We start from the raw sequence: 14,033 nt of genomic DNA, 5'->3' as shown, positions 1-14,033 counted from the left end.
CGGCGGGCGCCGGGCACTCGCTGGCCATGGTGTGCGAGACGTTCTACCGCGCGGGCGGTCTGGCGCCGGTGCGACCGCTGTGGGACCCGGCGGTGCTGCCGTTGTCCGGTGCGCGCACCAGCTCCGTGGCCGAGCGGGAACCGGGGCGCGGGCGGGCGGTGCTGGCCTCGGCGCGGCCGCGGCCGGAGGACGTGGTGGTCGTGTTCTCCACCAGCGGCCGTAACCCGTACCCGGTGGAGATCGCGCGCGAGGCGCTGGCCAGGGCCATTCCGGTCGTCGCAGTGACCTCCCTCGCCGCCTCCGCCGGTGCCACCGACCGCAGCGGGACCCGGCTGGCCGACCACGCGACGGTGGTGCTCGACACCGGCGTGCCGCCCGGCGACGTCGTCCACCCCCACGGTGCCCCGCGCACCGCGGCGGTGTCGACGGTCGTGGGGGCCTACCTGTGGTCGGCGTTGCTGGCCGAACTGGACGACCTCGCCGCCGAGCGCGGTGTACGGCTACCGGTCTGGACCAGCGCGAACGTGGCGGGCGGGGACGAGCGCAACGCCGATCTCCTAGCCCGCTATGCCTCCCGCATCCCGGAGCTGGACCGGTGAGCGGTGCGCCGGGCACACCGGCCACGGGTGCCGGCAGGAGGCGGGTGTCCGGCTCAGGGCCGCAGGTCGGCGACCGCGCCGACGCCCGCCATCTCCAGCACCCGCCGCGTGGGGGAGCCGACCGGCGACAGCACGGTGCACGAGGTCTGCAACAGCTTCAGGCGCTCGGCCAGCGCGAACAGCACCCGCAATCCGGCGCTGTCGAGGTACTTCAGCCCCGCGAGGTCGAGCCGCACCTCGACGAGGCGGTTGTCGATGGAGGCGAAGATCTTCTGCTGCACCACGTCGCTGTTGGACAGGTCGATCTCACCGCTGACGGCGATGTCGACACTGGTCTCGTGCGGGCGCACCTCGACATCGGCGGTGGTCATTCCGGCTGGTCCCCTGACAAACGCTTGCGTAGGTGCACGTTGGTGCCGTGCGGTCCGTGCTCCACGCGGACATCGTCGCAGAGTTGGCGCATCAGATCGGTGCCCCGCCCCCGGTGCGTCCCACGGGGGGAGCGCCAGGTGCCGGTGTCCTCGACGACGACGCCGACCTCCGCACCGTGGGTTTCCAGGCGGACACCGACCTTGCCGCCGCCCGGCCCGTAGGCGTGCTCGATCACGTTGGCCGCCGCCTCGCCCACGGCGACGAGCACGTCGGTGACGTCGTCCTCGGAGGCGCCGACGCCCGGGAGCCAGCGCCGCAGCTGCGCGCGGATCTCGGCCAGTGCCTCCGGCACGGCGTCCACCTCGAACGACAGCGTGCGCAGGTTGTCCGCGTCCTGTCTGCGGGCGGCGAGCACGGCGACGTCGTCGTTGGTGGCCCCGTAGCCGACGAGCTTGCCCATGACCTCCGCGCAGACCGCGTCCGCCGGGCCGGGGTGCACCGCCTCGCACAGCGTGGCGAGTCCGTTCTCCAGCGAGCGTTCCCGGCGCTCGACGAGGCCGTCGGTGTAGAAGAACAGCGTCGCCCCGTTGGGCACCTCGACCGTCGTCGTACGCCGGGTACGCGTGGAGGAGCCGACACCCACGGGCGCGTCCGCCTCGGCCGGAACGAGGACCGTCTCCTCGTCCGGGGAGGCCAGAACCGGCGCCACGTGACCCGCCAGCGACAGGTGCACCCGTTCGTGTGATGGTTCCCACATCGCGAAGGCGATCGTCGCCATCGCGTCGGGTTCGAAGTGCCGCACGTGCCGGTCGAGTCTCGCCAGGACCTCCGCCGGATCTTCGGTCTCCATCGCGTAGGCACGCGTGGCCGTGCGGATGCGGCTCATGACCAGCGCGGCGGGAAGGCCCCTGCCCACGACATCCCCGATGGCCGTGCACAGCCACCCGGAGGGCACCGTGAACACGTCGTACCAGTCGCCGCTGACGTCGATGTTCTCGCCGGGTGTGTACCGGGAGCCGAACTCGATCCCGGACACGGTGGGAAGCCGCGCGGGCAGCAGGGAGCGTTGCACGGCCGCCGCCGCGGCACGATCCCGGTGGGACAACCGGCTCCGGGTCGCGAGCGCGATGCGGTCGGCGACGAGCTGGAGCAGGCGCACGTCCTCGTCGCCGAACACCCGGTCGCCGAGGGTGCCCACGTGCAGGACGCCGAGCGCCTCGCCGTGTGCCTGGAGGGGCACGCCGAGCATGGTCCGGATGCCCTTCTCCCAGAGGATGCGATTCACGACGGTTTCCGGACCGACGCTCTCGATCAGGTAGGGCTTGAGTTCCGCGGCGATGCGGCCGGCGAAGCCCTCGCCGACCCGCACGCGCACGTTCTGCCGCACTTCTTCCTCGATGCCCGAGGACGCCGTCGCGACCAGTTGCTCTCCGCTGCTGTCCAGCAGCAGCACCGTGGCCGTGTCCGCGTCGAGCAGGTCCCGGACCCGGTTGAGCAGCTCCTCGAACAGCTGCTCGACGCTCAGGTGCGCCAGTGCGGTATCGGTGACCGCCTCGATACGACGAAGGCGGTCAGCGGCGTTGTTCGGTTCGACCGCCCAAGGCATAGGGGAGAGCATAGTGTCCGACGGGTACCCGAGCAGCGTGCGGGCGAACGTGACGCTCGTCGTTTCCGGGTTGGCACGGCCGGGCCCGCGGAGCAGGATGCCTGTGCGTGGTCACCAGCGGTTACGAGAGAATCACGGCCCCGGACGGCGGGGCGTTCGGGGCTCACCGGGTGCTGCCCGAGCGCGGGCACGGACCGGGGGTGATCCTGCTGCGGGAGGCCGTCGCGAGTGAGGACCCGCCCCCGGAGGCCGAACGCCTGGCCGGGCACGGGTTCGTGGTACTGGTGCCCGAGGTGTTCCGGCGCGCGCGACACCGGCTCGACAGCACCGGCGAGCCGGGTCCCGCCGAGAACCCGCCCCTCGCGCGGCGACACGAGGTCGACGGGGCCGTGACCGACATGGCCGCGGCCCTGGCGCGGTTGCGGGCCATGCCGGAGTGCACCGGCCGGGTGGGCGGTGTCGGATTCGGCCTCGGCGGGAGCTTGGCCTACCTGCTCGCGACGTCGGTGCGGGTGGAAGGGCGCGGGCCGGACGCGGTGGTGTCGTACTACGGCTCGGCGGTGCCCGACCTGCTCGACCGCGTCGAGGGCATCGAGTGTCCTGTGATGTTCCACGTCGGCGACCGCGACCCCTTCCTGTCGACGGAGAGCGCCGCCGCGGTGGAGGCCGCGGTGGCCAACCGCCCTGAGGTCACCGTGCACCACTACGACGCCGGGCACGCGTTCGCCGACGCCGACACGTCGTCGCACGACCCCGAGTCCGCCGAGCTCGCCTGGGGCCGCACGGTGACGTTCCTCGACGACTTCCTGCACTGACCCGCGCGGAGAGCGCCCGCCGTCGCCGGGGAGCGCGGAGCCCGTCCGCACGGCAGGCGCGCCGGGAGGTGCGCGGCCGCTCACAGTGCGGGGCGATCGGGGGTGAGCAGGGGCGCGAAGAGGTCACCGTGGTCGTCGACGCGGGCGAGCACGTCGTCGGCGTGGAAGACGAGATCGTCCGGCTTCCGGCAAGCCCCGACCTCGTCCCAGGTCACCGGCGTGGAGACCGTCGGTGTCGGCCGGGCGCGCAGCGAGTACGGCGCCACCGTGGTCTTCTTCGTGTTGTTCTGGCTCCAGTCGATGAACACCTTGCCCGGCCGCAGCCGCTTCGCCATCCGCGAGACCACGATCTCCGGGTGCTCGCGTTCGAGCCGTTCGGCGAGGTCCTTCGCGTACTCGCTGGTGCGATCGTCGGAGCGGGTGCGCACCGGGACGTAGAGCTGCATGCCCTTCGACCCGCTCGTCTTGGGGTGCGCGTCGAGCCCGTCGTCGGCCAGCGCGTCGCGCAGCCAGGCCGCCACCGTGCAACACTCCACGATCGTCGCCGGCTCGCCGGGATCGAGGTCGAACACCAGCAGGTCCGGGCGCCGCTTGCCGTCCCTCGGTCCGACCGTCCACTGCGGAACGTGCAGTTCCAGGCTCGCCAGGTGGGCGACCCAGACCAGAGTGGACAGATTCTGCACCAGTGCGTAGTCGGCCTTCTCCGCGCCCCGCGAACTGCCGGGAGTCTCGATGCGAACCGTGCGCACCCACTCGGGCGCGTGGCCGGAGACGTTCTTCTCGAAGAACGACTTCGCCGCGACCCCGTCCGGGTACCGTTTCAGCGTCAGCGGCCGGTCCCGCACGTGCGGCAGCAGCGTGTCCGCCACGCGCACGTAGTAGTCCAGCACCGCGCCCTTGGTGAATCCGGTCTCGGGGTAGAGCACCTTGTCCAGGTTGGACAGGCGGATGCGGTGTCCCTCGATCTCGACGAGCTGTCCGGTCACGACGCGGGCTCCCCCGGATCGCGGTCGGTGCGCAGTCCGCGCCAGGTCGGCGCCCGCAGCCTGCCGTCGTTGGTCCATGCCTTGAACGCGACCTCCCCGACCAGCTTCGGGCTGACCCAATGCGGGGCATGCGCGCGGTCACGCGGTACCGCGCCCGCGAACGGCGAGGTCCGGCGTTCGATCCTGTTCAGCTTCGTGCGCAGGCTCCGCAGGGCGTCGTCGGTGAATCCGGTGCCCACCCGGCCCACGTAGCGCAACCCGTCCTCGTCCGGAATCCCGAGCAGCAGCGAGCCGAACGTGCCTGCCCGACGCCCCGTGCCGGGCTGCCAACCCCCGACGACCACCTCGGCCGTGCGCAAGTCGGTGATCTTCACCCAGGCGGTGCCACGCTCGCCGGGCCGGTAGACCGAATCGAGCCGCTTGGCGAGCACACCTTCGAGCTCTTGCTCGGCGGCGGCGGCCACGACGGCCGCCCCGTCCCCGGTGTAGTGCGGCGGCACCCGCCAGTGCGGCCCGTCGAGGCCGAGCTTGTCGAGCAGTCGCCTGCGCTGTTCGTACGGCAGATCCAGACACGAATGGCCGTCGAGGTACAGCAGGTCGAACACCAGGTAGGTCACCGGCTGCCGCGCCGCGAGCTGTGTGGCCCGGCGTGGCGAGGCGTGGACCCGGCCCCCCAGCGCGGAGAAGCTCGGACGCCCGTCCCGCAGCGCCACGATCTCGCCGTCGAGCCACACGCGGGTGGTGCCGAGCTCGGCACCCAGGCCGGCCAGCTCGGGATAGGTCGCGGTGATGTCGTCACCGCGCCGGGAGAACAGCCGCACGCGCCCGCCCTCGACCCGGGCCAGCGCCCGCACGCCGTCCCACTTGAACTCGAACGCCCACGCCCGCTCCTCCTCCGGGGCGGGCAGCGTGCCCGCCACGGCCAGCATGGGACGCACCACCTCCGGCATCGGCGCCGCGCCGGGGTCGGAGGGCGGGTCGGAGCGGATCACCTGCCAGCGCGAGCCGCCGCGGAAGAAGACGTACCGGCCCCGCGCACGCTCGCCGTGCAGGACGACCGAGATCTCGTCGTCGGACCACTTCCGCGTCTCGTAGCGGCCCCGGTCCCAGATGGTCATCTCCCCGGCGCCGTACTCGCCCTCGGGGATGCGGCCGGAGAAGTCCGCGTACTCCATCGGGTGGTCCTCGGTGTGCACGGCCAGCCGCACGGTTCCGGGTTCCTCCGGCAGTCCCTTGGGCACCGCGAAGGAGACCAGCACGCCGTCGCGTTCGAGCCGCACGTCCCAGTGCAGGCTGCGGGCGTGGTGCTCGTGCACGACGAACGCGCCACCCGGGGAGTCGTGCCGCTCGTGGCCGGGTGGCGCGCCGGAGGACTCGGCCCGGTCGGGCAGCGGCTCGGGCGTGCGGCCCGGCCGCCGCTTCGACCGGTACTCGTCGAGTCGTGCCGCCATGCGCGGCGGGTACCCGGTCGCCGTGCCGGAATCACCCGCCACGGCGACCGGTGGGCCCGTCGCTCATCCGGCCGGGGTCACCAGCACCTCGCCGCTGCCGACCCGCAGGTCGTCCTCGGTGCGCACGGTGAGCACCCCGCGCAGCACCCGGCCACGGCCGGGGTCCTTCTCGGCCACCACGGTGCCGGGCACGGTCCACGAGCCGCCGGTGGGGCGTTCGGCATCGCTGTCGGACACCTCGACCCGGCCGAGGCCGTCGGCGGCGTAGACGTCGAGGTAGTCGTACTCGGTCGTACCGGCGGGTACCGCGTAGGCGTCCACGTCGACGCGCCAGGTGCCCGCCGCGGGGTCGGCCAGGGCCACCGACTCCTCCGAGTCGCCGCCCGCGCTGTAGCCTGCCAGCGCGCACGACCCGGTGGTGCAGTCGTAGACCAGCAGGTCGAGGTCGGCGCCGCCGTCCGAGGTGCCGCCGATGCTCGCGCGCAGTTCGGTCGCCCCCGCCGGGACCGACACCTCGTAGGACCGGGTCTCGCCGTCGGCGATGTCCGGCCGCAGGGCACGGGCGCTGTCCAGCGGCGCGCCGGTCAGCCTGCCGGTGAAGGACCCCAGCGTGCTCGTCACCGTGTACTCGCGGGCCACCTGCTCACCCAGGGTGACCCCGTCGAGCACGTCCGGGTCGGGGCTGATGGTGGAGCCCTGCACCGACGCGGTCAGCGACCACTCGGCCGCGTCGGCGTCGGAGGTGCGGCGCGCGTCGACCACCAGCTCCCACACCCCGGGCATCGGGTCGGTCACCGTGCGGCTCGTCGCCGTGCCACCCGGACAGCCGCCGCCCGCGTCCGGGTTGTAGCAGTGGATCGACGAGGTCGAGTCGACCGGAATGCCGGTCGGGTCGTACCGGGTGAACCGCACCTGCCCCGCGCCGTCGCCGCCACCGGCGTCCATCGCGACCGTCAGGGCGCTGGTGCCCTCCGGCACCCGGACGAAGACGCTGCGGACCTGGTTGCGGCCGACCGTGCCGGAGGCACGCGTGGTGAAGTCCTCGTCGCCGGTGACCTCCAGTGGTGCGAACACCGTGTTCATCGTCTGCACGTCGACGCCGGTCGTGCGGGGGTCGTCGAGCCGGAGCAGCGCCGAGTGCGCGCCAGGGGAGTCCGGCGTGACACGCACGTCGAACTCGACGGGCTCGTTCAGTGGGAGCCGGACGTGCCGGGGCGAGGAGAACGTGCCGTCGTCGCCCTCCCAGTCCGCGCGGTAGCGCACCGGCCGGTCCGGACCCGAGGTACGGGTCAGCGTGTAGGTGCGGGTGTAGGACTCACCGACGGTGACGCCCTCCCGGTCGTGGATGCCGACGCCCACGTCCGGTGTGGACAGCTGGTCGGACAGCGCGGTGCGGACCGGCACCGACGTGGTCACGGAGTCCTGCCGCTGGCCGCGCATCGACCGCACGGCCTTCAGTGTGTCGATGAGCCCGGCGCCCTGGGCGTAGGCCGGGACGCCGTCCACGAACCGGGCCGTGGACGTCAGCGCCGAGCGCAGCACCTCCACCGGGGGACGCTCGCCCTTGTGCAGCGCCTTGTAGGCGCTCACCAGCAGTGCCGCCGCGCCGGTCGCCTGCGGCGCCGCCATCGAGGTCCCGTTGAACATGGCGTAACCGGTGGGCAGGTCGTAGGTGCCGGGCACCGGTCCCGGCTGCTGCCAGCGCGGGATCGTGGAGATCGCCGCGCCCGGGGCCACCACGGTGGGCTTGAAGCCGCCGTCCTCCCGGGGGCCACGGGAGGAGAACGGGTGCAGGCTCTCCGCCCTCGGCGACTCCGCTCCGTAGTTGGCCAGCCAAGTGTCGTCGGTGACGAAGGAGCCGACGCTGACCGAGTCGGTGGCCACCGAGGGGTCGCCGACGGAGTTGGCGCCCGCACCGCTGTTGCCCGCCGAGATGAACAGCTGCACGTCGTAGGCCTCGATCACCCGGTTGTACAGCTCCGCCCGGGCGTTGTTGCCGTCGTTGAGGGCGGGAAGGCCACCGATCGAGATGTTGACGACGTCGGCGCCGCCCTGGGCCGCGTAGATGACGCCGTCGATGAGCCCGCTCGCGGTGCAGGACGGGGTGGACAGGCACACCTTGACCGACATCAGCCGCGCGCCCGGCGCTGCGCCGTCCATCTCGCCGCCGAACAGGTCGTTGCCCGCCGCGATGCCCGCCACGTGCGACCCGTGCGCGCCGCCCGCGACGCCGATGTTGACGTAGCCGGGGTGGTCGGTCTGCACCACGAACGCCATGCGCTCGACCGTGCCGGTGCCGGGGTCGTCGGTGCCGAAGTAGCCGACGTCGTGGGCCTCGGCGTAGTCGCGCATCGGCTCCTCGTCGGCGAAGTCGCCGTCGCCGTCGAGGTCGACGCGCACCTGCCCGGTGGCGGTGTCGTGCAGCACGCCCCAGGTGTCGTCGCGGTCGCCGTCGCGGTTGAGGTCACCGCCGGTCTCGCTGCCGTTCGAGCCGAGGTCGCCCGCGGTTTCGGAGAACAGTCCGACGGTGTGCTCGCCCGACGGCGCGGTCCACTCCCGGCCGTGCGCGCTGAAGGTGCCGGAGTAGGTGCGCTCGGACAGCGGCACCCACGTGCCGTCCCCCGAGCCCGGCGCGTTGGCGGTGTACCAGTCGACGATCTTGCGCTCGCCGGTGCTGGTCCTGGCCAGCGCGGGGTGGTCGAGGTCCACTCCGGTGTCGAGCACGGCGATCGTGGTGTCCCGGCCGTCCCAGAACGGGAAGCGCTCACCGAATTGGGCCGCGTGCGTGTCCCCGGTGGGCAGGTACGGGTTGACCCGGGGTGTGTTCTCGTCCGGAGCTGGTTGCGGGACGGGGTCGGTCACGCCGACCGGTGCCGGTTCCTCGCGGGCGAGGAGGCCGTCGACGTCCACCGCGTTCACCGTGTCCAGCTTCGTCACCCGCTCGGCCCGCGCGAGCGGCACGCTGACCTTGAGGTAGTCGAGGTCGCGTTCGGTCTCGGTCACGCGGCCGCCGACCGACGCCAGTTCCCGCGCCGCCGCGTCGGTGCGTCCGGGTTCGGCGGCCACCAGCAGCGTCACCTCGGCGGCACCCGCCTGCTCGGCCTGCTGGAGCAGGACCCGGTCCTCCTGCCCGAATTCCCGGCCCTCGCCGTCCTCGGAGGACGGCTTCGTTTGCGCCGCCGCCGACGGCACTGCGAGGCCGAGCGCGGCCACCGCGCCGGTCACCAGCGCGATGCCGAGTCGTGTCGTCCAGGGCGTTCTCGTCACTACCTACCTCCCGCCAACGATCTTGCCCACACATCCCTACGAATTTGACAAACGTTTCACACGGCGACGTGCTCGTGTGGAATTACCGACTTTCGTAGGGGTGTGGACCAGAGGGCACCGGCGACGCGGGAGGTGTCGCTATCCCAGCGCCGCCGGGGATCGCCCGGGGGGTGTTGATCACTTCGGCGGAAGAGTCCGGGAGACTGACGCGGCCGGGCATGTGCCGGAACGGCCTGGTTCGAGCCGGGTCCGAGTCGTCGAAAGGTCCACGTCATCCATGATGGGTCGCACCCACGCGCTGACCGGGTGGTGCGCCGGGCTCGCCGTCGCGCCCGCGGCGGGAGTCACCGCGCTGTCGCAGGTGGTCGTGTTCGCCGCCACCACGGCGGGCTTCGCGCTCCTTCCCGATCTCGATCACCCCGGTGCGCGGGCGTCCAAGCTGCTCGGGCCGGTGACGGGAGCACTGTCCTGGTTACTGCGCAAGGCCTCGGCGGGGCTGTACTCGGTGACCAAGGGGCCCCGGGACGAGAACGGCAAGGGGACCCACCGGCACCTCTCCCACACGCTGCTGTTCGCGCTCGTTCTCGGGGCGGCGACGGCCGCGGGGACCGCCGCGGGTGGGCCCTGGGCGGTCGTGGGCGTGGTGGTGTTCGGGCTCCTGCTCGCCGAGGACGCGCTCGGCGACTGGCTGCTACCCGTGGCGTGCGGGGCCGTGGTGTGGTGGGTGGTCGAGAACAGTCACGACATCACCGGTCAGCTCGACCAGGTGTCGGGATGGCTGGGGATCGCGGTGGCCGTCGGCTGCTTCACGCACTGCCTCGGCGACGCGCTGACCGAGTCGGGATGCCCGTTCCTGTTCCCGGTCCCGATCGCGGGGGAGACGTGGTACGAGCTGCGCCCGCCGGCGTTCCTGCGGTTCCGCACGGGCAAGACGGTCGAGAACAAGGTGCTCTTCCCGCTTTTCGTCGTTCTTGGCGTCGTGCTCATTCCAGGAGTGTGGTCGGCGGTTCTGGATGCGGTCGCCGGGGTGTTCTCCGGGGTCTCCGCCTGAGGGGCCGTCCTCGATTACGCGATCACTGATCCCGCATTGTGCGGGAGCGTCGGACAGGTGCCAAAAAGGTGCCCCGGGCAAAACCCGGGGCACCGTGAAGGGGTAGTGCGACGAGGTCAGTTCTTCTTCTCGACGAACCAGGCCGAGGAGTCGGTGCTCCACGCGGCGGCACCCTCGGGGCCGGCGGCGGCGCCATTCTCCTCGAAGGCCGCCCAGCCGGCCTTCTTGTCCTTGTCCCGGTCCTTGTCCTTGTCGCGGTCCTTGTCCTTGTCCTTGTCGCGGTCCTTGTCCTTGTCCTTGCCGTTGTCGTGACGGGCCTCGCCGTCGGCCATGCCGGCGTTGTCGGCCGCGTTCTCGGCGCGCTTCTTGTCCTCGTCCCGGTCCTTGTCCTCGTCCCGGTCCTTGTCGTTCTTCTTGTCCGCGTCGAAGCTGAAGTGGGCTGCCTCGGACGAGATGTCACCCGCCGCGGCACCCTCGGGGCCCGCCAGGGCGAAGTTGGTCTCGTAGGCGGCGTAGTTGGCCTCGGTCTCGCCGCCCTTGTCGGCGGCGGCGGCCACGCCGGCGGCGCCGAAGGCCAGAGGAAGTGCCAGAGCAGCCGTCACAACACCGCGACGAACAGAACGCATGAGATGATCCTTTCCTTGTGTTCACACAGGAGGAGGGCCGGTCTTCGGTGTGAGGAAACCACTCGAAGTCCGGTCCTCGCGGATGAGGCTGGAACCTCACCGCATTCCGTACCCTCGCTCGCTCCGCGCTAACCACGACATTCCTGAACCACGCCGCACTTCACCGGTTCGAGGTATTAGCTGTGGGGCCGGAAACCGATTCCGACGCTGGTTCGGCGGAACGGGTGTCACCCGCTCGTTCGCTTTCCGTCGTTCGGGGAATCGACCGTTCCGGCGATGCCGTGTCGTTTTCGCCGCCGCGGTGCCGGGATGGATCAGTGCGGTGTGTTGACCCGGCGCAGGGTGCGCATGGCTTCGGCCAGCGACTCGGCGGTGTCACGGCCGAGCGGATCGAGCACCGTCTCGCGCAGGACGTCGGCGCACGCCTTCCGGGCCTGCTCGGCGATGTCGGTCCCCCGGTCGGTCAAGCAGGCGTAGGTGACACGCCGATCGTGCTCGCTGGGGGCGCGCCGCAGCAGTCCCGCCGATTCGAGCCGGTCGGCGACCTTGGTGAAGCCGCCACTGGACAGGGCCGCCTCGCGCGCCAGGCGCGTCATGGGCATGCGGTGGTCGGGTGACCGGACCAGGCGGATCAAGACGTCGAACGACGCGGGGGACAGTTCGAAGCGGTCGGCGATCTCGCCCATCAGCCGGTCCTGCGTCGCGAGGTATCCCTCGATCACCAGGCCCCACCAGGTCACGATGTCGTCGTCGTCAAGGTGTGTCGACACGCCGGGCAGTCTACCGGACGTAATCTTCCGGGAATATATCTTGCTGGTAAGAGTTTAGTCCCCTGGGGCGGGAGGTACCCGCCCGGCGAGGAGGAACCATGTCGTTCAAGACCAGCGGGCTGCACCACGTCACCGCGATCGGCGGCGACCCGCAGCGCAACGCCGACTTCTACCTGCGGACGCTGGGGCTGCGCCTGGTGAAGACCACCGTGAACTTCGACGATCCGGGCACCTACCACCTCTACTACGGCGACGAGTCGGGCAAGCCCGGCAGTCTGCTCACCTTCTTCCCGTGGCGGGAGGCCCCTGGTGGCCGCGTCGGAACGGGACAGGCCACGACCACGGCGTTCTCCGTCCCGGAACACTCGATCGGGTGGTGGAAGCAGCACCTCGAGGCCGCGGGGGTGTCCACCAGCCGGGTGGTCAACCGCGACGACGAGGACGCGCTGCTGTTCCGCGATCCCGACGGGCTGCGACTGGCGCTGGTCGCCCACCCGCAGGGCGATCCCCGGGACCCCTGGGACACGCCCGCGGTGCCCGGCGAGCACGCCGTCCGAGGCCTGCACTCGGTGACCCTCTCGGTGAGGCGGGAGGACGCCACAGCGGGAATGCTCACCGAGGGGCTCGGGCTGAGCTTCGCGGCCGAGGACGGCAACCGTTTCCGCTTCACGGCGGGCGACGGCGGCCCCGGTGCCACCGTCGACGTGCTCGTCACCCCGGACGCGCCCAAGGGCCTCGTCGCGGGTGGCACCGTGCACCACGTCGCCTGGCGCGCGCCCGACGAGCACACCCAAGCGGCGTGGCGTGAGGAACTGCTCGGGCGCGGGGTCGAGGTCACCTCGATCATGGACCGGCAGTACTTCCGGTCGATCTACTTCCGTGAGCCGGGCGGCACCCTGCTGGAGATCGCGACCGACCAGCCGGGCTTCTCGATCGACGAGCCACTGCTCGAGCTGGGCCGGGCGCTGAAGCTGCCGCCGTGGCTCGAGCCGGATCGCGACCAGATCGAGGCCGCGCTGCCCGCGCTCGACCTGCCGTCCGAGAACAATCCCGAGCGGCGGGAGCGGACGTGATGGAACTGGCACTCGAACACGACTACATCGAGGGCAACCCCGCCGAGCCCGTGTTGCTGCCGCTGCACGGCACGGGCGGCGGGCCGTCCGACATCGTCGCCCTCGGCAAGGAGTTGTCCCCCGCCTCCACCATGATCGTCCCGGCGGGCCCGGTGTCCGAGAACGGCGCCGCCCGGTGGTTCCGCAGGCTGGCCGAGGGTGTGTTCGACGTCGATGACGTCGTCTACCGGGCGGGCCAGCTCGCCGACTTCGTAGCCGAGGCGCGGGAACACTACGGACTCGGCGGACGCAGGCTCGTCGCCGCGGGATTCTCCAACGGGGCGAACATCGCGGCGGCGGTGACGCTGCTGCGCCCGGACGTGCTCACCGAGGCCGTGTTGTTCGCGTCGATGCTGCCGGTGCCCGAACCGCCCCGGCACGATCTCAGCGGCTCGCGAATCCTGCTGGTCAACGGGCGGCAGGACCCCATGGCTCCGGTGGAGCACGCCCAGCGGCTCGTCGCCGTCCTGCGCGAGCGCGGCGCCGAGGTCGCCGAACACTGGCACGCGGGGGGCCACCAGATCACGGTCGATGGGCTGGCCGCCGCGAAATCCTGGCTCACACCCTCCTGATCCGCGTGCCCGCTGCCGTCCCGGCCGGCGGCAGCACACCGCGCTGCCGTCAGCCGGGACGGCGTGGCACCGCTGATGTGGTGCAGCGGGCGTGCGGCGAACGGGGGAGCGCGTTCGGCGATCCGGCGGTTGCTCCGATCCCGCGATTTATAGTGGGCTTGGGTTCCGGACGACGGGGGGACGAGGCACGATGAACTTCGACGACATGGTCAATTGCCCACGGTGCCTCGGCTCCGGGCTGGCACCCAACCGGAGGGACGCCTGTGCCAACTGCGGAGGACTCGGGCAGGTACCCCGCTGAGGAGTGCTCGCTTTGCGCCGACTCGGGCACGCTGACCTGGCAGCAGCCGCAGCCGTCCGGCTGCCTGCGCACGATCGAGATGGACTGCCCGGCCGGTTGCGGGGGCCACTGGAAACACCCGCACGCGGAGCGCGCGCGCGTGGTCGAGACTTCCGGCACCACTGCCCACCCCGAGGCTGTCGCGACCGCTCACGCCGAGGGCCTCGCCGTGGAGGCGGGCGGGCCGGTCGGAGGCAACGCCGCCGCCGCGAACCGCATCGGTGCCGAGTTCATCCGCGACGCGCTGGAGCGCTGGGGGTTCAGCACGGCGGGGCGAGAACACCCGGACAGGTGATGGAAACGCAGTAGCATCAGGCGTGTGAGATCGCTGGTGCGCCGCGCGGGCAGGCTCGCGGGCTGGGCCGCGCGCACGAGTTACGTCCTGAGCCGACGTCTGCCCGGTGCCGAGGCGGTGCCACCGCCGACCGAGGCGACGGACGCGCCGAGGGCGCGCGCGCTCCCGGGA

At 71.9% G+C, this 14,033-nt stretch carries 13 protein-coding genes; 6 read left to right on the top strand and 7 right to left on the bottom strand.

The window, feature by feature from the left end:
• The coding region (locus tag SACSA_RS21930) for a sugar isomerase domain-containing protein (RefSeq protein ID WP_019814675.1) at nt 1-599 on the top strand (599 nt) is incomplete at its 5' end.
• A 53-nt stretch (nt 600-652) separates the two neighbouring features.
• Here the strand turns inward: SACSA_RS21930 and SACSA_RS0107385 are convergent.
• Nucleotides 653-970, bottom strand: a complete 318-nt coding sequence (locus tag SACSA_RS0107385) for an STAS domain-containing protein (RefSeq protein ID WP_019814674.1) — start codon at nt 968-970, stop codon at nt 653-655.
• Entirely contained in the window at nt 967-2,577 is a 1,611-nt protein-coding gene (locus SACSA_RS0107380) for an ATP-binding SpoIIE family protein phosphatase (RefSeq protein ID WP_019814671.1), read from the bottom strand. Before SACSA_RS0107380 ends, SACSA_RS0107385 begins: the two co-directional genes overlap by 4 nt.
• A 107-nt stretch (nt 2,578-2,684) precedes the next feature.
• Between SACSA_RS0107380 and SACSA_RS0107375 the strand changes: the two genes are divergently transcribed.
• Complete coding sequence (locus SACSA_RS0107375) at nt 2,685-3,392, top strand: dienelactone hydrolase family protein (RefSeq protein WP_019814669.1); 708 nt, start codon at nt 2,685-2,687, stop codon at nt 3,390-3,392.
• Nucleotides 3,393-3,472: 80 nt separating this feature from the next.
• On the opposite strand, the gene ligD (SACSA_RS0107370) is transcribed toward SACSA_RS0107375, so the two are convergent.
• From ligD (SACSA_RS0107370) to SACSA_RS0107360, 3 genes are all read right to left on the bottom strand, one after another.
• Nucleotides 3,473-4,378, bottom strand: coding sequence for a non-homologous end-joining DNA ligase (gene ligD / locus SACSA_RS0107370; protein WP_019814667.1), 906 nt, complete (start codon nt 4,376-4,378; stop codon nt 3,473-3,475).
• The gene (gene ligD, locus SACSA_RS0107365; RefSeq protein WP_028661650.1) at nt 4,375-5,829 is read right to left on the bottom strand and encodes a non-homologous end-joining DNA ligase; all 1,455 of its coding nucleotides are present in this window, start codon (nt 5,827-5,829) and stop codon (nt 4,375-4,377) included. Before ligD (SACSA_RS0107365) ends, ligD (SACSA_RS0107370) begins: the two co-directional genes overlap by 4 nt.
• Before the next feature lie 63 nt (nt 5,830-5,892).
• The gene (locus SACSA_RS0107360; RefSeq protein WP_028661649.1) at nt 5,893-9,096 is read right to left on the bottom strand and encodes a S8 family serine peptidase; all 3,204 of its coding nucleotides are present in this window, start codon (nt 9,094-9,096) and stop codon (nt 5,893-5,895) included.
• A gap of 277 nt (nt 9,097-9,373) precedes the next feature.
• On the opposite strand from SACSA_RS0107360, the gene SACSA_RS0107355 reads away from it, so the two are divergent.
• Complete coding sequence (locus tag SACSA_RS0107355; RefSeq protein ID WP_028661648.1) at nt 9,374-10,147, top strand: metal-dependent hydrolase; 774 nt, start codon at nt 9,374-9,376, stop codon at nt 10,145-10,147.
• 116 nt (nt 10,148-10,263) lie between these two features.
• On the opposite strand, the gene SACSA_RS0107350 is transcribed toward SACSA_RS0107355, so the two are convergent.
• Both SACSA_RS0107350 and SACSA_RS0107345 read right to left on the bottom strand, forming a co-directional pair.
• Nucleotides 10,264-10,749, bottom strand: a complete 486-nt coding sequence (locus SACSA_RS0107350; protein WP_019814660.1) for a hypothetical protein — start codon at nt 10,747-10,749, stop codon at nt 10,264-10,266.
• Between the two features lie 338 nt (nt 10,750-11,087).
• Nucleotides 11,088-11,543, bottom strand: coding sequence for a MarR family winged helix-turn-helix transcriptional regulator (locus SACSA_RS0107345; protein ID WP_019814658.1), 456 nt, complete (start codon nt 11,541-11,543; stop codon nt 11,088-11,090).
• Between the two features lie 98 nt (nt 11,544-11,641).
• Here SACSA_RS0107345 and SACSA_RS0107340 point away from each other — a divergent pair, with 98 nt between their 5' ends.
• From SACSA_RS0107340 to SACSA_RS0107330, 3 genes are all read left to right on the top strand, one after another.
• The gene (locus SACSA_RS0107340; RefSeq protein WP_019814656.1) at nt 11,642-12,616 is read left to right on the top strand and encodes a ring-cleaving dioxygenase; all 975 of its coding nucleotides are present in this window, start codon (nt 11,642-11,644) and stop codon (nt 12,614-12,616) included.
• On the top strand, nt 12,616-13,227 hold the full coding sequence (locus SACSA_RS0107335) for an alpha/beta hydrolase (RefSeq protein ID WP_019814654.1): 612 nt from the start codon (nt 12,616-12,618) through the stop codon (nt 13,225-13,227). Before SACSA_RS0107340 ends, SACSA_RS0107335 begins: the two co-directional genes overlap by 1 nt.
• 263 nt (nt 13,228-13,490) lie before the next feature.
• Entirely contained in the window at nt 13,491-13,862 is a 372-nt protein-coding gene (locus SACSA_RS0107330; protein ID WP_019814652.1) for a hypothetical protein, read from the top strand.
• Nucleotides 13,863-14,033: the final 171 nt, after the last annotated feature.

It is taken from the genome of Saccharomonospora saliphila YIM 90502, assembly GCF_000383795.1.
GTDB lineage: Bacteria > Actinomycetota > Actinomycetes > Mycobacteriales > Pseudonocardiaceae > Saccharomonospora > Saccharomonospora saliphila.
Note: the sequence above shows the minus strand (reverse complement) of the source record. Positions and strands in the feature narration are given on the sequence as shown.

Bases quoted from the DNA above. Each gene is read 5' to 3' on its own strand.
- SACSA_RS0107335 (WP_019814654.1), top strand. From the start codon at position 12,616: ATGGAACTGGCACTCGAACACGACTACATCGAGGGCAACCCCGCCGAG.
- ligD (WP_028661650.1), bottom strand. From the start codon at position 5,829: ATGGCGGCACGACTCGACGAGTACCGGTCGAAGCGGCGGCCGGGCCGC.
- SACSA_RS0107340 (WP_019814656.1), top strand. From the start codon at position 11,642: ATGTCGTTCAAGACCAGCGGGCTGCACCACGTCACCGCGATCGGCGGC.
- SACSA_RS0107355 (WP_028661648.1), top strand. From the start codon at position 9,374: ATGATGGGTCGCACCCACGCGCTGACCGGGTGGTGCGCCGGGCTCGCC.
- SACSA_RS0107385 (WP_019814674.1), bottom strand. From the start codon at position 970: ATGACCACCGCCGATGTCGAGGTGCGCCCGCACGAGACCAGTGTCGAC.
- SACSA_RS0107380 (WP_019814671.1), bottom strand. From the start codon at position 2,577: ATGCCTTGGGCGGTCGAACCGAACAACGCCGCTGACCGCCTTCGTCGT.